The organism is Janibacter sp. UYMM211 (genome assembly GCF_040547045.1).
Taxonomy (GTDB): Bacteria; Actinomycetota; Actinomycetes; order Actinomycetales; family Dermatophilaceae; genus Marihabitans; species Marihabitans melonis.
Map to the genome: position 1 here is coordinate 45,082 of NZ_JBEPOY010000004.1, position 20,825 is coordinate 65,906.

The 20,825-nt window shown below is 72.2% G+C and carries 21 protein-coding genes and 1 pseudogene; 10 read left to right on the forward strand and 12 right to left on the reverse strand.

Annotated elements, in window-relative coordinates; genetic code table 11:
- Nucleotides 1-2 precede the first annotated feature (2 nt).
- The 4 genes from ABIB53_RS11380 to ABIB53_RS11395 form a co-directional block, all read right to left on the reverse strand.
- On the reverse strand, nucleotides 3-1,223 hold the full coding sequence (locus ABIB53_RS11380; RefSeq protein WP_354588229.1) for an NAD(P)/FAD-dependent oxidoreductase: 1,221 nt from the start codon (nucleotides 1,221-1,223) through the stop codon (nucleotides 3-5).
- Between the two features lie 50 nt (nucleotides 1,224-1,273).
- On the reverse strand, nucleotides 1,274-2,299 hold the full coding sequence (locus ABIB53_RS11385) for a Gfo/Idh/MocA family protein (RefSeq protein ID WP_354588230.1): 1,026 nt from the start codon (nucleotides 2,297-2,299) through the stop codon (nucleotides 1,274-1,276).
- Complete coding sequence (locus tag ABIB53_RS11390) at nucleotides 2,299-3,075, reverse strand: SDR family oxidoreductase (RefSeq protein WP_354588231.1); 777 nt, start codon at nucleotides 3,073-3,075, stop codon at nucleotides 2,299-2,301. Before ABIB53_RS11390 ends, ABIB53_RS11385 begins: the two co-directional genes overlap by 1 nt.
- A 129-nt stretch (nucleotides 3,076-3,204) precedes the next feature.
- On the reverse strand, nucleotides 3,205-4,395 hold the full coding sequence (locus ABIB53_RS11395) for a phytanoyl-CoA dioxygenase family protein (RefSeq protein WP_354588232.1): 1,191 nt from the start codon (nucleotides 4,393-4,395) through the stop codon (nucleotides 3,205-3,207).
- Nucleotides 4,396-4,478: 83 nt separating this feature from the next.
- Here ABIB53_RS11395 and ABIB53_RS11400 point away from each other — a divergent pair, with 83 nt between their 5' ends.
- Nucleotides 4,479-5,516, forward strand: a complete 1,038-nt coding sequence (locus tag ABIB53_RS11400) for a LacI family DNA-binding transcriptional regulator (RefSeq protein ID WP_354588233.1) — start codon at nucleotides 4,479-4,481, stop codon at nucleotides 5,514-5,516.
- A gap of 224 nt (nucleotides 5,517-5,740) precedes the next feature.
- On the forward strand, nucleotides 5,741-5,974 hold the full coding sequence (locus ABIB53_RS11405) for a hypothetical protein (RefSeq protein ID WP_123093464.1): 234 nt from the start codon (nucleotides 5,741-5,743) through the stop codon (nucleotides 5,972-5,974).
- A 48-nt stretch (nucleotides 5,975-6,022) separates the two neighbouring features.
- On the opposite strand, the gene ABIB53_RS11410 is transcribed toward ABIB53_RS11405, so the two are convergent.
- A complete protein-coding gene (locus ABIB53_RS11410) occupies nucleotides 6,023-7,774 on the reverse strand; it encodes an alkaline phosphatase D family protein (RefSeq protein WP_354588234.1) in 1,752 nt (583 codons plus the stop codon).
- Between the two features lie 108 nt (nucleotides 7,775-7,882).
- On the opposite strand from ABIB53_RS11410, the gene ABIB53_RS11415 reads away from it, so the two are divergent.
- Nucleotides 7,883-8,158, forward strand: a complete 276-nt coding sequence (locus tag ABIB53_RS11415; RefSeq protein ID WP_068270677.1) for a DUF2277 domain-containing protein — start codon at nucleotides 7,883-7,885, stop codon at nucleotides 8,156-8,158.
- A gap of 315 nt (nucleotides 8,159-8,473) precedes the next feature.
- Nucleotides 8,474-9,856, forward strand: coding sequence for a replicative DNA helicase (dnaB, locus tag ABIB53_RS11420; protein WP_068272272.1), 1,383 nt, complete (start codon nucleotides 8,474-8,476; stop codon nucleotides 9,854-9,856).
- A gap of 711 nt (nucleotides 9,857-10,567) precedes the next feature.
- Here dnaB and ABIB53_RS11425 read toward each other — a convergent pair.
- On the reverse strand, nucleotides 10,568-11,509 hold the full coding sequence (locus ABIB53_RS11425) for a GlxA family transcriptional regulator (RefSeq protein WP_039994216.1): 942 nt from the start codon (nucleotides 11,507-11,509) through the stop codon (nucleotides 10,568-10,570).
- Nucleotides 11,510-11,616: 107 nt separating this feature from the next.
- Between ABIB53_RS11425 and ABIB53_RS11430 the strand changes: the two genes are divergently transcribed.
- From ABIB53_RS11430 to ABIB53_RS11440, 3 genes and pseudogenes are all read left to right on the forward strand, one after another.
- Entirely contained in the window at nucleotides 11,617-11,928 is a 312-nt protein-coding gene (locus ABIB53_RS11430) for a putative quinol monooxygenase (protein WP_007929439.1), read from the forward strand.
- A 658-nt stretch (nucleotides 11,929-12,586) separates the two neighbouring features.
- Nucleotides 12,587-13,880: pseudogene (locus ABIB53_RS11435) on the forward strand (ISL3 family transposase).
- A 145-nt stretch (nucleotides 13,881-14,025) separates the two neighbouring features.
- A complete protein-coding gene (locus ABIB53_RS11440) occupies nucleotides 14,026-14,898 on the forward strand; it encodes a serine hydrolase domain-containing protein (RefSeq protein WP_354588235.1) in 873 nt (290 codons plus the stop codon).
- A gap of 6 nt (nucleotides 14,899-14,904) precedes the next feature.
- On the opposite strand, the gene ABIB53_RS11445 is transcribed toward ABIB53_RS11440, so the two are convergent.
- The 4 genes from ABIB53_RS11445 to ABIB53_RS11460 are packed head-to-tail and all read right to left on the reverse strand — an operon-like array spanning nucleotide 14,905 to nucleotide 17,545.
- On the reverse strand, nucleotides 14,905-15,495 hold the full coding sequence (locus ABIB53_RS11445) for a GNAT family N-acetyltransferase (RefSeq protein WP_354588236.1): 591 nt from the start codon (nucleotides 15,493-15,495) through the stop codon (nucleotides 14,905-14,907).
- A 5-nt stretch (nucleotides 15,496-15,500) separates the two neighbouring features.
- Nucleotides 15,501-16,211, reverse strand: coding sequence for a 4a-hydroxytetrahydrobiopterin dehydratase (locus ABIB53_RS11450; protein WP_354588237.1), 711 nt, complete (start codon nucleotides 16,209-16,211; stop codon nucleotides 15,501-15,503).
- Nucleotides 16,212-16,256: 45 nt separating this feature from the next.
- Nucleotides 16,257-16,970, reverse strand: a complete 714-nt coding sequence (locus ABIB53_RS11455) for a transporter substrate-binding domain-containing protein (RefSeq protein ID WP_354588238.1) — start codon at nucleotides 16,968-16,970, stop codon at nucleotides 16,257-16,259.
- Complete coding sequence (locus ABIB53_RS11460; RefSeq protein WP_354588239.1) at nucleotides 16,967-17,545, reverse strand: TetR/AcrR family transcriptional regulator; 579 nt, start codon at nucleotides 17,543-17,545, stop codon at nucleotides 16,967-16,969. The genes ABIB53_RS11455 and ABIB53_RS11460 overlap by 4 nt, the downstream gene beginning before the upstream one ends.
- Before the next feature lie 68 nt (nucleotides 17,546-17,613).
- Here ABIB53_RS11460 and ABIB53_RS11465 point away from each other — a divergent pair, with 68 nt between their 5' ends.
- The gene (locus ABIB53_RS11465) at nucleotides 17,614-18,285 is read left to right on the forward strand and encodes a CPBP family intramembrane glutamic endopeptidase (protein ID WP_354588240.1); all 672 of its coding nucleotides are present in this window, start codon (nucleotides 17,614-17,616) and stop codon (nucleotides 18,283-18,285) included.
- A gap of 18 nt (nucleotides 18,286-18,303) precedes the next feature.
- Here the strand turns inward: ABIB53_RS11465 and ABIB53_RS11470 are convergent, their stop codons facing one another.
- Nucleotides 18,304-18,765: a GNAT family N-acetyltransferase gene (locus ABIB53_RS11470; protein ID WP_354588241.1), complete on the reverse strand. Its 462-nt coding sequence runs from the start codon at nucleotides 18,763-18,765 to the stop codon at nucleotides 18,304-18,306.
- Between the two features lie 140 nt (nucleotides 18,766-18,905).
- Here ABIB53_RS11470 and ABIB53_RS11475 point away from each other — a divergent pair, with 140 nt between their 5' ends.
- A complete protein-coding gene (locus tag ABIB53_RS11475) occupies nucleotides 18,906-19,595 on the forward strand; it encodes an alpha/beta fold hydrolase (RefSeq protein ID WP_354588242.1) in 690 nt (229 codons plus the stop codon).
- Between the two features lie 5 nt (nucleotides 19,596-19,600).
- On the forward strand, nucleotides 19,601-20,080 hold the full coding sequence (locus ABIB53_RS11480) for a DUF8821 family protein (protein ID WP_354588243.1): 480 nt from the start codon (nucleotides 19,601-19,603) through the stop codon (nucleotides 20,078-20,080).
- 25 nt (nucleotides 20,081-20,105) lie between these two features.
- On the opposite strand, the gene pdxH is transcribed toward ABIB53_RS11480, so the two are convergent.
- The gene (gene pdxH / locus ABIB53_RS11485) at nucleotides 20,106-20,786 is read right to left on the reverse strand and encodes a pyridoxamine 5'-phosphate oxidase (RefSeq protein WP_354588244.1); all 681 of its coding nucleotides are present in this window, start codon (nucleotides 20,784-20,786) and stop codon (nucleotides 20,106-20,108) included.
- Between the last annotated feature and the right edge of the window lie 39 nt (nucleotides 20,787-20,825).

A 20,825-nucleotide genomic window follows, 5' to 3' on the forward strand; every position in this document is an offset into this window, starting at 1 on the left:
CCTCAGCCGATCAGGCTCCGGAGCGGCACGGCGGGGTCGACGAGCTGGTCGGGGTCGGGGCGGGCGCCCGCGGCGACGAGCCGCTCGGCCATCCGCACGTCCTTGGCGACGGCGGCCCGCCCGGCACCGGCAGCGCACACGAGCGCTCCGTCGTCGTCGAGCCCGAGGTGCACGACGGTGCCGTCGGGCCGAGGGCGCTCGACCCACCGCGTGGCCGCCGCCGCCATGCCCGAGACCTGCAGGCTGAGGTCGTACTGGTCCGACCAGAACCACGGGACGGCCGTGATCGAGGCGTCCTCGCCGCGCACCGACGCCGCCACGACGGCGGCCTGGTCGTGCGCCATCCGCCAGGACTCGAGCCGCTGCCGCCGCCCGAGCGCCGCGACCGGTCCGGCGCAGCAGTCACCCGCTGCCCAGACGTCCGGCGCGCTCGTGCGCATCCTCGCGTCGACGACGACGCCGTCGTCGACCTCGAGGCCGGCTGCTCGGGCGAGCCCGGTCTCCGGCACGGAGCCCACGGCCTGGAGCACGACGTCCGGGGTGACGACGCTGCCGTCGGAGAGCTCGACGTGCCACCCGCCGTCCCCGGCGGTCGCGGACGCGACGGTCGTGCCGAGGTGCAGGTCCACTCCTTCGGCCTGGTGACGCTCGACGAGGACCCGGGCGACGGGCTCGGGGACCGCGCGCCCGAGGGCACGCGCTGCAGCCTCGACGACCGTGACCTGGGCGCCGCGCGTGCGAGCGCTCGCGGCCACCTCCAGCCCGACGAGCCCCGCGCCGACGACGAGCAGGTGGGTCCCCGGCCGTAGGGCGTCGCGCAGCACGAGCGCGTCATCGAAGGTCCGCAGCGTAAGCGCGGCAGTCGGCAGCCCGGGCAGGCGGCGCGGCTGCGACCCCGTCGCGAGCACGAGCCGGTCGAAGCCCAGGCGCGTGCCGTCGTCGAGCTCGACCGTGCGTCCTTCGAGGTCGAGCGAGGTCGCCGCGCGTCCGGCGACGACCTCGAGCCCCTCGACGTCGAGCCGCCCGTCGCGGTACGGCTCGACCGGTCGTGGGTCGTCGTCGACGAGGACGGACTTCGACAGCGGGGGTCGCTCGTAGGGCGGGCGCGCCTCGCGTCCGACGAGGACCACCCGGGCGTCGAGGCCGCTCGTCGCGAGGTCGTGGGCGACGCGGGCACCGCACTCGCCGGCGCCGACGACGACGACGCGGAGCTGAGAGGTCATGCCTCGATCCAACGCCTCGCGCCGGTCGGAGGCAAACCTCGCATCACGGCTCAGACGAGCGCCCGGTCCTGCACCTCGGCGATGGTGACCGGACGACCCTCGATCGCGGAGAGCGTCGCGGCCTCGGCGGCCCAGGCGGTGCCCATCGCGTCGTCGACGGTGCACGGCGAGGGGATCTCGCCCGCTGCCACCCGGCAGAAGGTCGCGAGCTCGACGCGGAAGGCCTCGGCGAGACGGTCCATGAAGAAGGTGTGCGGGGGGCCGGCCGGCCAGGCGACGCCCGGCTGCGTCGGACGAAGGGGAAGGCCGTCGTCGAGCCCGGCGGCGACCGCGTCGGAGACGCCGTGCACCTCGAGACGCACGTCATAGCCGCGGGCGTTGGTCCGGGTGTTCGACACGACGCCGATCGCCCCGTCGCTCATCGTGAGCAGCGTCGAGACGCTCGTGTGGTCGCCGTGGTCGCGGTACATCTCCGCGGGCGCGTCGGGGTCGGTGACCCCGACCGCGTAGACGGAGACGACCTCCTGGCCGGTCACCCAGCGCACAGCGTCGAAGTCGTGGACGGAGCAGTCGCGGAAGATGCCGCCGGAGACGGCGAGGTACGCAGCGGGGGGCGGCGCCGGGTCGAGCGTCGTCGAGCGCACTGTGTGCACCCGGCCCAGCGAGCCGTCCCGCACGGCGTCCCGGGCGGCGACGAAGGCGGGGTCGAAGCGGCGGGGGTAGCCGATCTGCACCGGTGCGCCGGCCTGGGCGGCGAGCTCCTGCATGCGCACGGCCTCGCCGATCGTGCCGGCGACCGGCTTCTCGCAGAAGGTCGCGACCCCGCGTGCCAGCGCCGCCTCGAGCAGCTCGGCGTGGACGTTCGTCGCGGCGGCGACGACGACGCCGTCGACACCTGCGTCGAGCAGGGCCTGGGGCGAGTCGACGGCGCGAGCCTTCGGGATCCGGCCGGTGACGGCGTCGACGGCGGCGCCCACCGGGTCGGTGACGACGAGCTCGTCGACGCCGTCGAGGGCGGCGAGGGTGTCGGCATGGAAGGCGCCGATCCGGCCGAGGCCGATGAGTCCGATACGCATCAGTCGTGTGCTCCTAGGACGGTCTGGTCCCAGTCGATGACGGAACCCGTGACAACTCCTGACCGGTCGGACAGGAGGAAGACGACGGCGTCGGCGATCTCGTCGACCTGGCCGAGGCGACCCATGGGCGAGGAGGCGGCAGCCCGCGCGACCCAGTCGTCGCCGGCACCGTGGAAGCGGCGCTGGGTCGCGTCCTCGCCCTCGGTCTCGGTCCAGCCGATGTTGAGCCCGTTGACCCGGACGCGGTCGAAGCGGTGGGCGTGCGCGACGTTCTTCGTCAGGCCGGCGAGACCGGCCTTCGTGGCGCTGTACGCGGCGAGGTGGGGCTGCCCCCCGTGGGAGGACATGGTGATGATGTTGACGACGCTGCCGGGGGCCCCGCGACCGACCATGTCGGCGACGGCTGCCTGCATCGTGAAGAAGGGCCCGCGCAGGTTGACGGCGACGTGGTCGTCGAAGAGCTCGGGCGTCGTGTCGAGCAGGGTGCCCCGCGTGGTCAGGCCGGCGGCGTTGACGAGGCAGTCGACCCGTCCGTGACGGGCGACGGTCTGGGCCACGGCGTCCTGGGCCTGGGCGACGTCGGCCTGGTCGGCCACGACGAAGGAGACGGGCCCGAGGCCCGAGAGCTCTGCGACGAGGGCCTCGGCCCGGTGGGCGTGCCGCCCGGTGACCACGACGCTGGCGCCCTCGCGCAGAGCGGCTCGGGCGATGCCCGCGCCGAGACCGGCGGTGCCGCCGACGACGAGGACGACCCGGTCGGTGAGCAACGCCTCCATGCGTGGTGACCTCTCGTCGTCGAGGATGTCCGTATGTCAGGACAAAGGGGACTGTAGCCGAGGGCGGCGGACGACGGAAGGGGATCTCGGTCCCCCTTCGCCCATCCGCGACGAAGGGGGAGCCGCGCCTCACGACGTGCGGCGGCGCTCCTCGTGCTCGGCCAGGCGACGGCCGAGCACGGCCGGTGCGGCGCGCTCGGCGAGAGCGGCACGCACGACCTCAGCCTGGGTGGCCGGTGACATGCCGTCGACGGGCGGGTCGCGGTCGAGGTTGGTCGGGAAGGCGTAGCCCTCGGCGCTCGCCGCGACCGCGTGGTGGAGCAGCCGCTCGTCGTGACCACCCGCGCCCGCCTCGAGGAGGGCCGGGTAGACCGCCTCGACGACCCGTCGGCGGTCGGTGGACTCCATCGCCCGGCCGAAGGCCGACGAGATCTGCAGCAGGTTCGCCATCCGCCGGGTGCTCCGGGTGCTGTTGCTCCCCGCGGCGTGGAAGAGGGCGGGGTTGAAGAAGACGGCGTCGCCCAGGCGAAGGGGCAGCTGCACGTGGTGCGCGGCGAAGTGCTCCTGGAAGTCGGGCAGCCAGTAGGCGAGGAAGCCGTGCGGGTACTTCTGCGAGTGCGGCAGGTAGAGCGTCGGGCCGGACTCGACGGGCATGTCGCCGTGGGCGACCGCGCCCTGGAGGGTGAGCTGTGGCGAGAGCGCGTGCACGTGCGCCGGGTAGGCGGCCGAGACCTCCGGCGAGGTGAAGCCGAGGTGGTAGTCGCGGTGCACGGTCTGGCCCGCCCCGCCCGGACCGACGACGTTGACCTGGCTCGTCACCTGGTAGCCCGGGCCGAGCCAGGCCCGGGCGGCGAGGGCGATCACGGGCGAGGAGTAGTAGTCGACGAAGGCGTGCGGGTCCGCGACGGCGAGCTTCTCCAGTGCCCCCCACACCCGGTCGTTGGCCCCCGGCGCGGCGAAGTGGTCACCGGCCGTCCGTCCCTCGGCGCGCTGCTGGGTGATGAGCTCCTCGAAGCGCACGGTGACCCGGTCGACGACCTCGGCGTCGAGAGCGCCCTCGACGACGACGATGCCCGGCCCGTGCAGCCAGGCGTGCGCGAGCTCGGCCTCGAGCGCCAGACGCTCTTCGCGGCGGCCCGCGTCGGCGTCGAGGACGGTGCTCGCCGCGTAGACGAGGACCCCCTGCTCGACGCGCTCGGCGTGCGGGTACGCGCCGACGTCGGTGCGCTCGCGCTCGAGCAGCCCGACGAGGTCGGCCACGCGGCAGTCCTCGGTGCGCAGGTGGGGGGTGGCGGACCCGGTGGTCGTCGTGGTGGTCATGGCTCCCACGCTGCCGCGACCGGCAGGACGTCACCAGGCCCTCATCACCTCAGAAAGACCTCAGGCCCGCCTACGGTGGGCATGTGCGTGCGCACCGGGTGAGCGACATCGCCGAGCAGAGCGGGCTGTCCTCGGCGACGGTCGACCGTGTCCTGCACGGCCGCCCCGGAGCCAGCCCGCGGGCGGTGCGCGCCGTCGAGCAGGCGGTCGCCGAGCTCGACCGGCAGGCGCGCTCCGTGCGCCTCGGGGCGCGCTCGCTCGTTGTCGACGTCGTCATGCAGGCGCCCGCGCGCTTCAGCGACGCCGTGCGGACGGCCGTGGAGAGCCAGCTGGGGGCCGTCGGGCCCACCGCGGTCCGGGCCCGCTTCGACCTGCGCGAGAGCGGCGACGTCGTCGACCTCCTCGCGGCCCTCGACCGGGTCGGCCGGCGCGGGCGTACCAGCGACGGCGTCGTCCTCAAGGCGCCGTCGGACCCGGCGGTCGGCCGGGCCGTCGACGACCTCGCCGCGCGGGGCATCCCGACCGTCACCCTCGTCACGGACGTGGAGTCGTCCCGGGTCGCCTACGTCGGGCTCGACAACCGGGCGGCAGGCCGCACGGCCGCCCACCTCGTCGCCCTCGGGACGAGACCGACGACGGGGGTCGTCCTCGCCTCGGTGAGCCGCTCGGCCTTCACCGGCGAGGGCGAGCGGCTGCGGGCCTTCGTCGCAGGCCTGCGCGAGGACGCGCCCGGTCTCGAGGTCGTCACCCCGGCCGAGGCCGACGGGCTCGACCGCCCGACACGTGAGGCCGTGACGACGGCGCTGCGCGGTCTGCAGGCCCCGGTCCGCGCGGTGTACTCCGCCGGTGGCGGGAACCGGGCGATCCTGGCTGCCCTCGCCGCAGCCGGGGAGCGTCCGGCCACCTTCGTCGCGCACGACCTCGACGAGGACAACCTCGAGCTGCTGCGCACCGGCGCGATCGACCTCGTGCTCCACCACGACCTGCGGGCCGACGCCCGCGCGGCGCTGCGCCAGCTGCTGCGCCACCACGGCCTCGAGCCCGGCGCGCCGACCTCCGTGCCCGCCGGGGTCCAGGTCGTCACCCGGCACAACGTGCCCGGGCGGCTCGGACCGCGCTGACCCCCGCTCGCGAAGGGCCGGGCCGACGGCTCCCCCTTCGCCACCACCCGCGTCGCACGCCCGGGGAGCGCTCCCCATGGTGGACCCGGCCGGGCGGTCCTAGGGTCGCGGCACGACGCGGTCGAGCGACCCCCTCTCCCAGCAGGCGGGAGGAGGCGGGCGCCGGTAGCGTCGCTCGAGACCGGTCCGGACGGGCCGGGCGCAGACGCGAGGGAGCGGTCGAGATGGGCAGGTCACGGGCGGCGACGCACGAGACGCCGTACAGCCAGGTCATCATCAGCAGCGTCCTCGCCGGGGCGGTGGCGCTCGTCGTCTCGATCGTCACCCTCGTCGGGCGCGGCGAGACGATGGTCGACGCCATGGCCACGGGGATGGCGGCCGGGGCCGGTGCCGTCGCGATCAGCGCCGTGCTGCTCCTCGCGATGTACCAGCTGCTCTCCTACGTCCGGCAGCGCTGACCTGACCCGAAGCCGGTCCGACCGGTCGGCGGCGAGCCCGCCGCCGGATCAGGTCGCGGCCACCTCGGGGAGAGGCTGAGAGGGTGCGGTCGCGGGCGGGTCCACGGTGATGTCGGCGACCTCGACGAGCGAGGGCAGGTCGTGGTGGCCGTCGACGACCTCGCCTCGGGCCCACCACATGCGCAGCCCGCGTCCCTCCACCTCGAGCGTGGCGAGGTTGTTGTCGAACCACGGACCCTCGACGTAGCCCCAGCGCAGTGGTGCCGGAGGCACCCCGATCGCCAGCGACGCGGCCCGGCCGATGGGTGCGGCCACCCGTCGGGAGAGGAAGGCGGTGCCGACCCGGACGCCGCGCGGGAGGGGGTTGCGGATCGGCGAGCAGACGGCCTGCAGGAGGCGGCTGCGCAGGGCGGGGGCACCCTCGCGCTCCCGGGCACGGGTCGAGAAGGCCTCGGCGACGTAGCTGTGGTGGACGTCGCCGGACAGGAAGGTCACCGTGCCCGGCGCCTCGCCGCGCTGACCCGCGGCGACCTCGATGACCATGTCGGACACCCGGCGGAAGCCCTCCTGGAAGGCCGCCCAGTGCTCCATGTCGACGGCCCGGCGCAGCCGCTCGCCGACCCGGCCGGCCCGCCGGCCCCACCGGCCCGAGGCCAGGGCCTCGTTGAAGGCCTCGAGGTGGTGCAGCCCGGAGGCGAGGAAGAAGGGCAGCGAGGTGCCGATGAGCAGGTGGTCGACATCGCCCCGCAGCCGCTCGTCGAGCCAGGCCAGCTCGCCGTCGTCGACGATCGAGCGCCGCTCGGGCTGCAGGACGCGCGCCGCGCGCGAGTCGACGACGACGAGGCGGGCCTGCGTGCCGAAGGTGCGCGAGTAGCTGTAGCGGTAGGCCGTCGGGTCGCCCTGGACGCGCTCGGAGAGGGCGTCGAGGACGGCCGTGAGGTCGAGCTCGTCGGGTCCGTCGTGCCGCACGACGTGCTGCCACACCGGGTCGTCGTCACGCTCCTCGCGACCGAGGTTGCCGAGGTGCTGGTAGACCCAGTACGAGGTGAGCCCGGAGACGATCCGCTCGTGCCACCACGACGTCGCCTGCATGTCGCGCAGCCACGACAACGAGGTGTTCCAGTCGTCGCGCACGTCGTGGTCGTCGAAGATCATCGCGCTCGGCAGGGTCGACAGCAGCCACCGCGTCGCCGGGTCGCTCCACGCGAGCCGGTAGAGGTGGGCGTACTCCTCGTAGTCCTTGAGCTCGGTGCCCGGCGGCTCCTCGAGCGAGCGGCGGGAGGCGATGAACTCGCGCATCTGCGGCGAGGTCTCGTCGGCGTAGACCTGGTCGCCGAGGAAGAGCACGAGGTCCGGCCAGCGGATCTCGCCCTCCTCGGGGTCGTCGGTGGAGCGGGCGACCCCCGCCATCCGCAGCCCGTAGGCGCGCAGCGCGTCGATGCCGTGGGTGGAGTTGCCCTCCTCGTCGTGCGGCACGCTCGTGCGGCACGAGCCGAAGGCCATGCGCAGCGGCGTCTCGGGGTCGATCGTCGGCAGGACGGGGGCGGGGTAGGGCGAGTCGGCCAGCGGCCACACGACGGTGTCGTCGAGGCTGAGCTCGTAGGGCGTCGGCTCGCCGACCGGCAGCCCGTCGACGACGACGAGGGCGTAGTGGTGGCCGTGGACGGCGAAGGTGGGGGCGCTCGCCTCGACGTCGCCGGCCCGGACGGTGACGCGGGCGTGCACGTCGGTCTCGACCCAGACCGCGACGGAGGTCGCCTCGGCGCAGCGGACGAGCGGGCCGAGCACGAGTTCAGGCATGGCCTCACTCTGGCACGGCGGGGAGTCCCCCTTCGCCCCCGCGTCCGACCTGTCGAGGGTGACGGCGAAGGGGTGGCCGCGTGCCGCCGCCCGGAGGACGATGGGGGCATGTGCCGAAACATCCGACAGCTGCACAACTTCGAGCCCCCGGCCACGTCCGAGGAGGTGCGGGCCGCGGCGCTGCAGTACGTGCGCAAGATCAGCGGCGCGACCAAGCCGTCGCGGGCCAACGAGGAGGCCTTCGCCCAGGCCGTGCAGGAGGTGGCCGTCGCCACCCAGCACCTGCTCGACCACCTCACGACGAGCGCGGCCCCGAAGGACCGCGAGGTCGAGGCGGCCAAGGCCCGGGAGCGGGCTCGCACGCGGTACGCGACCACCGGCTGAGCCCCTCGACGGGCGGTGCGGTCCACGGCGGGTGTGGATGGTCGCCGCGGACACCTGACTTTGTGCTGTGCACATGGTGTGGGTGACGCGCGGCCCGCTCCTGCGGGGGATGTCAGGCTTTGTCGAGGGTCGACGGATCTCGTCCTCCACAGCGTTGTCCACCGCCTGTGCACAACGTCGTGGCGTGTCCTCCACAGCCCGTCCCCAGGTCGGTCCACAGGCGCATTAGGGGGTTGTCCCCGGCCGGTGCGACAGTGGGCAGATCATGGATGGAGGACGCAGTTGAGCAGTGACCTGGAGTCGATGTTCGCCTCGATGCCCGACGCCGAGCTGTCCTCCGGGGCGCCCGGCGGGGGCCAGCGCGCTGCTGGGTTCCTCGACCGCACCCCGCCGCAGGACCTCGTCGCCGAGCAGTCCGTCATCGGCGGCATGCTGCTCAGCAAGGACGCCATCGCCGACGTCATCGAGACGGTGCGCAGCCCCGACTTCTACAAGCCGGCGCACGAGTCGATCTACGACGCGATCATCGACCTCTACAGCCGCGGCGAGCCGGCCGACGCGATCACCGTCGCCGACGAGCTGAGCAAGCGCGGCGACCTCCAGCGCGTCGGCGGCCAGGCCTACATCCACGACCTCATCCAGTCGGTGCCGACGGCGGCGAACGCCGGCTTCTACGCCCAGATCGTCGCCGAGCGGGCTGTGCTGCGCCGTCTCGTCGACGCGGGCACCCGCATCGCGCAGATGGGCTACGCCCAGGGCGGCGGCGACGTCGAGGAGATCGTCAACGCCGCTCAGGCCGAGGTGTACGGCGTCGCGGAGAAGCGCGGTGGCGAGGACTACGTGCCGCTGTGGAACACGCTCAACGAGACGATGGCCGAGATCGAGGTCGCGGCCGGTCGCACCGACGAGCTCATCGGCGTGCCGACCGGCTTCACCGAGCTCGACGAGCTCACCCACGGCCTCCACCCCGGCCAGATGATCGTCCTCGCCGCCCGACCGGCCGTCGGCAAGTCGACGATGGGCATGGACATCGCCCGGGCCGCCGCGATCCATCACAAGATGGCCACCGCCGTCTTCTCGCTCGAGATGAGCCGCACCGAGATCACCATGCGCATCCTCTCGGCCGAGGCGGCGATCCAGCTGCAGTCGCTGCGCCGTGGTCGGCTGCGCGACGAGGAGTGGGCCAAGCTCAGCCGCGTCATGGGCAAGATCAGCGACAGCCCGCTCTACATCGACGACAGCCCCAACCTCGCGCTCATGGAGATCCGGGCCAAGGCGCGCCGGATGAAGCAGCAGCACAACCTGCGGCTCATCGTCATCGACTACCTCCAGCTGATGACGAGCGGCAAGAAGGTCGAGTCGCGCCAGCAGGAGGTCTCGGAGTTCTCCCGAGCGCTCAAGCTGCTCGCCAAGGAGCTCGAGGTCCCGGTCATCGCGATCAGCCAGCTCAACCGTGGTCCGGAGCAGCGCACCGACAAGCGTCCCGCGATGAGCGACCTGCGTGAGTCCGGCTCGATCGAGCAGGACGCCGACCTCGTCATCCTCCTGCACCGCGACCGCGACCCCAGCTCCGAGCGCGAGGGCGAGGCCGACGTCATCGTCGCCAAGCACCGCAACGGCCCCACCGCCGACATCGTCCTGGGCTTCCAGGGCCACTACGCCCGCTTCTCCAACCTCGAGAAGGACTCGGGCTTCTAGCCCGGTGTCGAGAAGCGCCCTAAATTAGAGCAAGTCGACTTCTATCTAAGATACGAGGATCCGAGGGCACTAGGACGCCAGACTTCTGGTGCTCGGACGCCGCGCGGGCAGGGGCTACTGCCGATCGCGTCTCCCTCGGTCTGCTTGCGGTACTGAAGCTCGAGTGGGGGGAGCGCTTGGCTGGCCGTAGTTGGGCGGCTGTTAGTCACCGCTGGGTGAGGCTGGGTCGTCGTCGACTTGGCGGTCTGTCGCGTTCACGGCTTGAGATTCGTCGCTCGGCCGACCCTCATCGAAATGGCGTTCAACTGGGGTTTCGGGGCTCTTCCCAGATGAGGGTGTAGGTCGGCCGGGCGCGTCGGTCCGCAGATAGACGTCGAGATCTCCCGACGATGGAGGTTCCTACGCCATCCATCCGAAAGACCTCGACGTGACCGACGCTACCCCGCCGGCCGGCTTCGGCCGCCCTGACCTGACCGCCTTCGCGTCTTATCCCAATCGACTCTGATCGGGTCTGCTGATCCTCTCGACGAGAACGCAGCGACATCACAGCCACCCAACCCCGACCGTCCGGGAAGCCGGGACACGTCACATGGCCTGTGCGGCGGGCGTGTCGAGTGGGTCGTCCAGGGGCGACGCAGGAGCGTCGACGCGACGTGCTGAGAGGTGGTTCCAGTCGAGCACTAGCACACCGGCTACAGGCATGGCGATAGGTCAGGAACGGCGTCGCTCCCTACGCAGGAGGGAGCGCAGAGTCTCGGCGTTCGCGTAGCCGACTCGTAGCGCGATCTCGGCGGAGGTGAGGTCCGTGGTTGCTGAGAGGTGCCGAGCTCGTTCGATGCGAAGCCGTTGGACGAAGCCGAGCGGAGTGAGGTTGAGCGCCGCACGGACTCGTCGTTCGAGGGTGCGCCGGCTGGTGCCAAGTGACTGCGCGACGAAGGCGACGTTGAACGGTTCGTCCAGGCGGGCGCGCACGAAGCGTTCGAACTCGACGACGATCGGGTCCTCGTGCCGGAGATGTTCGTAGGCGACGAAGGCCGCCTGCGACGGGCGCTCGTCGATGATGAGGAGCTTGGCGACATGTTGGGCCAGGTCGGGGCTGATCGATCGCACGAGTGAGAGGGCGAGGTCGATGTGGGCGAACGCGGCGCCGGCGGTGACGAGGTTCCCGTCGGCCACGACCATGGTGTCGAGATCGAGGGCGACGGTCGGATAGCGCTTCAGGAACTCCGGCCCCAGGAACCAGCTGGTCGTCGCCCGCCGATGATGCATCCGTCCGGTCTCGGCGACAGCGAACACGCCGGTGCACGCCGCGGCGATCCGGGTGGTCGCCTCGTCGAGGCGCCCGAGCGAGGCGATGACCGAACGAGCATCTCGGCTCTGGAGGGCGTCGTTAGTAGCGGCGGCCGTAAGGGTTCCAAGCGCAGGGACGACGACCACGTCGAACTCTCCGGACTCCGACAGCGGGTGGTCCACCGACAGGGTCATCGATGCCGTCGTGGTCACTCGCCGTTTCGGTCCGAGGATGGCGAGTTCGATCGGGTCGATCCGCGGGTCGACATCGCCGCGGGCTCCGTCGGCCACCCGCACGATGTCGATGATCGACGCGATAGCCGAACCGAAGCAGCCGTCGATCGCGATCAGTCCGATACGCATGACGTAAACAATAGCAATACTGCCGTATACGCCACTCCCCACCGGCCCTCGCTCGTCATACGCTGAACTCGTCCCACGAAGAACCCCGATTTCAAGGAGAGTCCCTCATGTCCACACCCGCATCACTTCCGTATGCCTTCGTCGCCAAGATCGTCGCGGCCGATGGACAGCACGACGCGCTCGCCGATCTGCTCGCTGGCGCTGTCGCACTCGCCAACGAAGAAGTAGGAACGATTGTCTGGTTCGCGGTCAGGACCGACGCCGACACCTTCTGGATCTTCGATGCATTCCCCGACGAGGCCGCTCGCGACGCCCACGCCAACGGCGACATCGTCGCAGCCCTGATGGCCAACCAGCACCTCCTCGGCGCAGCACCCGAGATCCTGGCGGCCGACGTCCTCGCGTCCAAGCTCCCGTAGTCCGCCAACGCACGAGACGATCGCGCCCCGCCGAGCCGTCGCCAGGTCGCGACGCAACGCCATGCTGCGTTGCCGAGCGGTGCGAGGCCTATCGGCACACGGACAGGATGCCGGCCGCGAGCGCTCAGCCGGCGAGGGGTCCGTCGCAGAGGAGCCGGCGAGGGGTCCGTCGCAGAGGAGAGCGACGTCGGTGTCGGGCAGAGCCGTGAGGCCAGCGCATCGCGCGACCACCAGAACCGAACAGCCCCTGACCTGCATTTCCGCAGGTCAGGGGCTGTTCGCCGGAGCCGCCTGTCGGAATCGAACCGACGACCTCATCACGTCGGCTTTGCGTCTATCGCTTGATGCGCCCACTGGGCGAACGAGCCGCTGACCTGCGCAAACGCCGAGCGTGGGGGACGCCGCCATCCGGTGGTGACCGACGACGACCGACCAGTACCGACCGTTTCACCGGAGCTTGCGGCGGCGTCGAAGCCGAGCAAGCTCCATTCCTTTAGCTCACCGCGCCCTCCTCCTCGCCGGTCCCGTCGTCGTCGAAGACGTTTCAGGGGTCTTCTCAGATGACGGTGTAGGTCGGCCGGGCGCGTCGGTCCGCAGATAGACGTCGAGGTCTCCCGACGATGGAGGTTCCTACGCCATCCATCCGAAAGACCTCGACGTGTCCGACGCTACCCCGCCGGCCGGCTTCGGCCGCCCTGACCTGACTGCCTTCGCTCGACTCGACGGCCTCGGTCTGAGCGTGACCGGACAACGACTTGAACCGGATCGTGCGGTCCTCGCGTGCCACGTGGTGGAACCAGATCAGTGGTGCCGACGGTGCGGCAGCGAAGGCGCTGCTCGTGACACCGTGATCCGGCGGTTGGCCCACGAGCCGCTGGGCTGGCGACCGACCGTGCTGGAAGTTGCAGTGCGCCGCTACCGCTGTGCCGACTGCGGACACGTGTGGCGCCAAGACACCAGCGCCGCGGCGGAGCCACGTGCGAAGCTCTCGCGCACCGGGCTGCGGTGGGCGCTGGAAGGGATCGTGGTCGCACACCTCACCGTCGCCCGTGTCGCCGAGGGACTCGGGGTCGCGTGGGACACCGCCAACAACGCGGTTCTGGCTGAAGGCAAAGCGGCTGCTGATCAACGACCCCACGCGGTTTGAGGGCGTGATGGTCATTGGCGTCGATGAGCATGTCTGGCGCCACACCAGGCGTGGCGACAAGTACGTCACCGTGATCATCGACCTCACCCCGGTCCGCGATGGCGCCGGCCCAGCAAGGCTGCTGGACATGGTCGAGGGCCGGTCGAAGGCGGCGTTCAAGACTTGGCTCGCCGACCGCGACGACGCCTTCCGTGACGGGGTCGAGGTGGTCGCGATGGACGGCTTCACCGGGTTCAAGACCGCCGCTGCAGAGGAGATCTCGGACGCGGTCACGGTGATGGATCCCTTCCACGTCGTGCGCCTGGCCGGTGACGCCCTCGACAGGTGCCGGCGCCGGGTCCAACTCGCGATCCACGGGCACCGTGGGTTCAGGGACGACCCGCTCTACAAGTCGCGGCGCACGCTGCACACCGGCGCGGACCTGCTCACCGACAAGCAGCGCGACAGGCTACGCGCGCTGTTCGTTGATGACGCTCACGTCGAGGTCGAGGCGACCTGGGGTGTCTACCAGCGCATGATCGCCGCCTATCGCCACGAGGACCGGCAATGTGGGCGCGAGCTCATGGAGAAGCTGATCACCGAGCTCACTACCCTGGGCCGGACCCTGAAGAAGCGAGCCGCTGATGTGCTCGCCTACTTCGAACGACCCGGCACCAGCAACGGGCCGACCGAGGCGCTCAACGGACGGCTCGAATACCTGCGTGGCTCCGCACTCGGGTTCCGCAACCTGACCAACTACATCGCCCGGAGCCTGCTCGAGACCGGCGGCTTCAGACCCCAACTCCTACACCACCGATTGGGATGAGCCCTTAATGGGGATCACACTTTGCACGGACGGCATGTGTGGCCAAATCTGGGCAAAGTATGCCGAGCATCGTGTGCAACCTTCGCTGCATCTCGACACCCGGGGCGCCCGAGAGGTCGACCCGGCGCCTCGACATACTGCTCGCGTGTCTGGCGCGCAGCAGGTCCTCGACGAGCTCGTCCGCGCGGTCCGCGAGGAGGGCTTCGGGGCGCACGCCGTGCACGTGCTCGTCGGCGACGACTCGGCGGTGCACCACTGGTCACCGGACGTGCGCCGCGACATCCACTCCGTCGCGAAGGGGGTGTGCGTCCTCGCCGCGGGGATGGCCGACGACGAGGGGGTCTTCGAGGTCGACGCCCCGGTGCGCCGCTACCTCCCCGAGCTCGGCGACGACGAGCTCGGCGCGGGGGCCGACGAGGTCACGACCCGCCACCTGCTGAGCATGACGAGCGGGATCGACCTGCCGTGGACCCCGACGTGGATGACCGACTGGCCCGATCTCGCCCACGAGTACCTGTCACGCCCGTCAGCGGGCCGGGTCTTCCAGTACTCCACGGCGAGCACGTACACGGCGATGCGTGCGCTCGCCGGGGCCGTCGGCGACGTGCAGGCCTGGCTGACCCCACGGCTCTTCGAGCCGCTCGGCATCGAGGACCCGGTGTGGGTGCGCTGCCCGAAGGGGGCGATCGCTGCGGCCGATGGCCTGCTGCTCACCGTCGACGAGCTCGCCCGTATCAGCCGGCTGATCCGCGACGACGGGCGGTGGCAGGGTCGCGGGCTCGTCGCGCCGCGGTGGCCGCGGGCGATGCGCTCTGACTGGGTCGAGCGCGACGCCTCGCCGGCGTACTCGCGCTACTCGCTCGCCGGGTGGGGCGGCCCCGGGGACGCCTGGCGACTCCACGGCGCCTACGGGCAGATGCTCATCTTCCGCGGTGACGCGGTCGTCACGGTGACGGCGGACGACCACGCCGGAGCCGACCCCTTCGCCGAGCGCGTCGTCGAGGTCATGGCCTCCTGAGACGAGTCAGGCTGGGTCGACCGTCCTCACCATGACGCAGTTCCTGAGCCCCTTCGGACGGTCGTAGGTGAAGCCGAGCCGCTCGTAGAGCCGGCGCGTGCCGTTGTAGAGGAAGGAGGACGACATTGTCTTCGTCTGCTCGGTGAGGTCGTGGGGATAGCTCTCGACCACCCCACCGCCGGCCTTGGCGATGAGGTCGAGCGCGCCGGTGATCGCGAGCTCGGTCACGCCCTGCCGTCGGTACCGCTTGTCGACGAAGACGCATGTGATCCGGTAGTCGGGGTCGGCCGTCTTCGTCGCGTCGTACTGCTTCAGGTGGTGCAGGGTGGGCAGCTCGGCCGGCGTGCCGTACTCGGCCCATGCGATGGCCTCGTCGCCGTCCATGACGAGGGCGGCGTGCGCCTCGCCCCGCTCGACGTAGGCCTTCTTCAGGGCCCGGTTGGTCTCGGCGCCCTGGCCGCGATCGGGCCCGTCGGGGTGGAACCAGATGCACCAGCAGCCCCCGAAGATGCCGTTGTGCCGCTGCACCATCGCGTCGAAGGCGGGCCAGGTCTGCGTGCTCAGCGGGACGACCGTGCACCTCGACGTGTCGACCACGGCGATCAGTCCTGCGCGGCCGCGGAGGTGTCGGCGAGGACGACCCCGCGGTTGCCCTCCTGGTCGGCGACGACGGTCAGGCCGGGCGACTGGCTGTCGTCGACGACCGTGCCCCCGGCGGCCACCGCGGCGTCGACCCGGGCCTGCACCACCTCGGGGGCGACATAGACCTCGACGTGGACGCGCTGCGCGGGGGTTCCCCCTTCGTCGAGGTCGCCGAACCACAGGTTGGGCACCCGCACGGTCGCGTCGCGGATCTCGTCGCCCGGGGTGCCGCGGCCCTGCGCACCGGGGTCGCCGGTGAGCAGGGCGGCCCACACCGGGGCGACGGTGCCTGAGGCGACGACGTCGAGACCGAGCTCGACCTCGCTCACCGCGGCGGGGTCGGCGTGCAGGTCTTGCTCGGCGGCCAGGCGCTCGATCACTCGGGCGAGGTCGACGTCCTGCTGGGTCACCCACTCGACGACGAGCTCGCTGCCGTCGTCCTCGTCGCGGTAGACCGCGTCGGGCGTCACGAGCTCGAGGTCGACGTGCCCGTCGCCGATCTGCACCCGGGGGTGGTGCCCAATCGCATCGCCCGACTCGCCGATGGCGGCGACGAGCCGCACGGCGGCCGCGAAGTCCGGCACGACGTAGCGGGCGTGCAGGCCCTGGGCGAGCTTGCGCCAGTCGGTGAGTGCGGCCTCGGCGATCTGCTCGCCCCTGAGCATGTCCATGCCCGCGAACCTAGACCCGCCGTGGCGTCGGCTCAGCGTGATGCGTCAGGCGGGCGGGGCGACGGTGACGTCCCCGCGCCCGGACCGCTCGAGCGCCTCTGCGACGAAGCCGCCGGCCTTGAGCTCCTCGACGACCCCGCTCAGCCAGGCGACGGTCTCGGGGCGACGCGCCTTCGTCGTGCCGACCGCCTGCTGGATCTGCATGAAGCGCTCAGGCACGAGACGCGTCTGCGGGTGACCCTCGACGAAGGCGGTCATCGGCTGGCGGATGCCGGCGGCGACGTCGAGGCCCTCGTCGAGGAAGGCCTGAACGCCGTCCTCGCCGCGGACGAGCGTCGCGTGCTCGATCGTGCGGGTGAGGTAGAGGTCGTAGGCGGAGCCCTTCTTGACCCCGATGCGCACCCCGGGGCGGTCGACCTCGGCGGGCGTGGTGACCGGGGAGTCGACGGGGACGGCGAAGACCCCTTCGATGACGACGTAGGGCGCGGTGAAGGCGACCTCGTCCGCCCGGGCGGGCTCGACGGCCATGAAGCAGATGTCGGCAGCGTCGCTCGTCAGCGCCTCGAAGGACTTGCGGGCGGCGTCGAAGCAGACCAGCTCGACGGGCAGGTCGAGACGGGCGCCGATCTCGCGGGCGATGTCGACGGTGACCCCGCTCGGGTCCGTCGCCGTGCCCTGCGCGAGCACCGGGTTGCCGAGGTTGATCGAGGCGCGCAGGACGCCGGTCGGTGCGAGGTCGCTGGCCACGTCGGAGGTCATGGCGCGAGCGTAGCCAGGGTCAGCCGGGCCATCTCGTGCAGCGTGCGACCGAGCGCGCGCGCGTCGACCTCGCTCGTCGTGACGAGTGACTCGTAGCCCGCGACGAGCAGCTCGACGCGGCGCACCTGCTCCTCGAGGGCGACGGCGGTGCCGGCCCGCCCGGCCGCCCGCTCGGTCTCGAGCGCGGCGACGAGCCGTGCCCGGCGCCCGGTCTCCTCCGCCTCGAGCACCTCGGCCAGCCCGGGGACGTCCGCCAGGGTCGACACCTCGCGCACGAAGGCGCGCACGACCGGGTCGGCGGCCTCGGCGACGACCTCGTCGAGGAACGCTCGCAGGTCCGGTGCGGCGGGCTGGTCCTCGCCCCGGTCGAGCAGGGCGAGCAGGAGGTCGGCCTTCGTCGGGAAGTAGTGGAAGAAGGTGCCGCTCGACACCCCCGCCCGCCGGCAGATCTCGCGTGTCGTCGCGTGCCGGTAGCCCCTCTCGCCGATCGTCGTCAGGCCGGCCCGCAGGATCGCCTCGCGCATCACCCCGGGCGCGCCTCGGGCAGTGCGAGGCGTGGGTCGGTCGGAGGTCACGAGATCCACACTAGAGCAAATATACTGATCTGCTCTAGTGTGGACTGCCGAGGACGAAGGGGGACGACGTGACCACCAGCCGTGCCGACCGGGCCACCCGCCCGGTGGTCTCCCTGCCCGTGCTCGTGGGCGGGCTGCTCCTGGCCTACCTGCCCACCTACCTGCCGGCTCTCGCCCGTCTCGTCGGTCTCGAGGTCCCCCTGCCCGGCCCCTCGCGGGTGCTCGTGTGGAACTGGCTCGCGGTCGCCGCCCTCCTGCTCTACGTCGTGCGTGTCGAGCGTCTCGACCTCGCCTCCCTTCGCCTCGTGCGCCCCATCGAGCAGGACCTGTCGTGGGCGGGCTACCTCGGCGGCGCCGCCCTCGCGTGGCAGTGGGTCGCGTCGCTCCTGCTGCCCGCAGATCAGGCCGCGAGCGCCGAGGGCGAGCTCGTGCGGCTCGGCGTCGGGCTCTCGCTGGCCCTCGTCGTCACCGTGGCGATCACCGAGGAGGTGCTGTGGCGCGGCTACGTCGTCGAGCGGCTCGGCGCGCGGGTCGACCCGCGCCTGGCGGCGGCGGTCGGTCTCGCCGTCTTCGCCCTCCCGCACGTCGTCCACTTCGGCCCGACGTGGCTCGTCACGGGTCTGCCCGGCGCTGCGGTCCTCTACGCCCTCCTGCTGTGGCGGCGCACGCTGTGGGGTTGCGTGCTGTGCCACGCGGTGCTCGACATCCCGGTCGTCGTGCTCGCCGTCGCCCAGGCGTGAGCGCCGGGGCGAAGGGGGTCAGCGCAGGGTGGTCGTCATGAAGACGCTGTGGGGGTCCTCGACGTAGGAGGCGAAGGGGGCGCACTCGACGAACCCGGCCCGGCGGTAGAGCGCTCGGGCCGGTGCGAAGAAGTCGGCGCTGCCCGTCTCGAGCGAGACCCGCCCGACCCCGCGCCCCCGCGCGTCGTCGATCGCGTGCCCGAGGAGGAGGCGGCCGATCCCCGACCCGCGGCGGTGCGGGGCGGTGCGCATGCTCTTCAGCTCGTCGTGCCCGAGGGCGATCTCGGCGAGGGCGGTCGTGCCGACGACGTCGCCGCCGTCCTGCGCGACCCACATGCGCACCCCGGGTCCGCGCAGCCCGTCGACGTCGAGGGCGTGCCGGCTCTCGGGCGGCGCGGTCGGGGCGAGGTCGTCGAGGTGCTCCTGGAGGAAGGTGAGCAGGCGGACGTCGTCGAGGTCGGCGCGGGTGATGACGGGCACGGCACCATCCAACACGGGCGGCCGGTCCGACCCGAGGTCGATCCGGACCGGCGGGCAGAGACCGCGACCCCGGTCCGAGAGCTCGGCGCGGGGCGCGTGCGCGTCGGCGGAGCGACGACCACCCGTCGTAGGGTCGCGAGATGGCGCACAAGAGCGCGTACCGCGTCGGCGAGGTCGAGATCTCGGTGGTGCGCCGGGGAGAGCCCGGCGACCTCCCTTCGCTCGTCCTGCTCCCCGGCACCGGTCTCACCGCCGAGGACTGGGCGGTCGTCGCCGACGACCTCGCCCGCGACCGGGTGGTCCATGCCGTCGACCTGCGTGGACACGGCCGCAGCGGGCGGCCGGGGCGGTACTCGGTCGACCTCATGGCCGACGACGTCCGCGGGCTCGTGACCTGGCTCGGCGCACCCGTCGACCTCGTCGGCCACTCGCTCGGCGGACTCGTCGCCTGCCGGGTCGCCGCGGCAGCGCCGGGGCTCGTGCGCGGTCTCGTCCTCGAGGACGTCGGGCTGCTCCGCCCGCGTGAGCCGGCACCGCCGCAGCGACCGGATGGCGAGCTCGACCTCGACTGGAGGGTCGTCGAGCAGGTGCGACCCGAGATCGACTCGCCCGCCGCGCACTGGCCGGCCACCTTGGCCGCGATCACCGCACCGACGCTCGTCATCGGCGGGGGGCCGAGGAGCTTCGTGCCGCAGGACAGCATCACCGAGCTCGTCGACCTGCTCCCGGACGGTCGGGTGACGACGCTCGACACCGGTCACGAGGTGCATGCGGCCCGACCGGTCGAGGTCGCGGACCTGGTCCGAGCCTTCCTCGCAGGTCTAGCCTGACGCCCATGTCGTACGTCGTGGACTTCGCCGACGTCTCGACGACCGGCCTGGAGTCCTCGCCGGTCGCCGACGCGCTCGCCGGGCTGAGGGCCAACGAGGCCCGCTACTTCTCGACGAAGTACGGGCACACCTTCGTCACGGTGCCCGCCGTGCAGGCCCCCGCGGTCCTCGCCTGGGTCACCGACCTGCTCGCCCTCCGCGCGATCGCCGTCGCCTCGCCAGCCCTCGAGGTGAGCGATCTCGAGGTCGAGGGCATCCGCTGGGCGCACGTCTTCTACGAGAGCGGGCTCGCGGTCAACGCGCTGTGGACGCTCGACGAGGGCGGCAAGCGCGCCGTCGGGCTCAAGCTCTCCGACGGCATGGAGGTGCCCGCCGAGCTCGGCGCCTTCAAGTTCGCCCGCCAGCGCTCGAAGCTCGCGGGGACGATCCGCGGCTCCTACTTCGTCGTCAAGGGCGACCACCCGCCGCCGGCGCTCGGCACCTAGGTGCCCGAGCCGGCGACGTGGGCGATCACGGCTGGCGGCGGTGCAGACGCCAGGCCGCGGCGTCGTCGAGCGATCCCTCGGCGACGCGGGTGAGGACGAGACGGTCGTGCAGCCGGTCGCGGCGCCCGCCCCACAGCTCGACCTCGTCGCACCGGATGCGGTACCCGCCCCAGAAGTCCGGGACCGGGACGTCGTCGCTGCTGCCCGTGTCAGGCCACCGCGTCGCCGCCTCGTCGTAGGCCCGCTGCAGCTCCGCCCGCGAGGCAGCGGGCTGGGACTGGTGCGAGGCCCACGCGGAGATGCGCGACCCCCACGGCCGGCTGGTGAAGTACTGCTCGACGAGATCCCGCTCGAGCAGCTCGGCCCGCCCACGGAAGCGGATCGCGCGGAACATCGCCGGCCAGACGAGCGAGGCGGCGACGTGCGGGTTGGCCGCGAGATGAGCTCCCTTCGTCGAGGTCGTGCCGGTGTAGAAGCCCGGCCCTCGCTCGTCGAGGACGCGCATGAGGACGGTGCGCACGTCAGGCACGCCGTCGGCGTCGACCGTGGCGACGGACAGCGCGTGCGGCTCGGGGACGTCCGGCTGCGCCCGGGAGCGCTCGACGGCCTCGTCGACCCAGCGGCGCACCTGCTGCAGCGGAGTCCGGGCGAGCTCGTCCTCGCTGATGCCGGTGCCGGTGTAGTCGGTGCGCGTCACGTCGTCCACGTCGGCGAGCCTATGCGGCGGGGGTGTCACTGCAGGGGC

Coding starts and splice junctions, on each gene's coding strand:
- ABIB53_RS11425 (WP_039994216.1), bottom strand. CDS start 11,509: ATGCGTATCGGACTGATCGCGATCGACGGCTGCTTCGGTTCGGCTATC.
- ABIB53_RS11390 (WP_354588231.1), bottom strand. CDS start 3,075: ATGGAGGCGTTGCTCACCGACCGGGTCGTCCTCGTCGTCGGCGGCACC.
- ABIB53_RS11480 (WP_354588243.1), top strand. CDS start 19,601: ATGTCGTACGTCGTGGACTTCGCCGACGTCTCGACGACCGGCCTGGAG.
- ABIB53_RS11385 (WP_354588230.1), bottom strand. CDS start 2,299: ATGCGTATCGGACTCATCGGCCTCGGCCGGATCGGCGCCTTCCATGCC.
- ABIB53_RS11455 (WP_354588238.1), bottom strand. CDS start 16,970: ATGACCTCCGACGTGGCCAGCGACCTCGCACCGACCGGCGTCCTGCGC.
- ABIB53_RS11415 (WP_068270677.1), top strand. CDS start 7,883: ATGTGCCGAAACATCCGACAGCTGCACAACTTCGAGCCCCCGGCCACG.
- ABIB53_RS11450 (WP_354588237.1), bottom strand. CDS start 16,211: ATGGACATGCTCAGGGGCGAGCAGATCGCCGAGGCCGCACTCACCGAC.
- dnaB (WP_068272272.1), top strand. CDS start 8,474: ATGCCCGACGCCGAGCTGTCCTCCGGGGCGCCCGGCGGGGGCCAGCGC.
- ABIB53_RS11410 (WP_354588234.1), bottom strand. CDS start 7,774: ATGCCTGAACTCGTGCTCGGCCCGCTCGTCCGCTGCGCCGAGGCGACC.
- ABIB53_RS11405 (WP_123093464.1), top strand. CDS start 5,741: ATGGGCAGGTCACGGGCGGCGACGCACGAGACGCCGTACAGCCAGGTC.
- ABIB53_RS11380 (WP_354588229.1), bottom strand. CDS start 1,223: ATGACCTCTCAGCTCCGCGTCGTCGTCGTCGGCGCCGGCGAGTGCGGT.
- ABIB53_RS11475 (WP_354588242.1), top strand. CDS start 18,906: ATGGCGCACAAGAGCGCGTACCGCGTCGGCGAGGTCGAGATCTCGGTG.
- ABIB53_RS11430 (WP_007929439.1), top strand. CDS start 11,617: ATGTCCACACCCGCATCACTTCCGTATGCCTTCGTCGCCAAGATCGTC.
- ABIB53_RS11395 (WP_354588232.1), bottom strand. CDS start 4,395: ATGACCACCACGACGACCACCGGGTCCGCCACCCCCCACCTGCGCACC.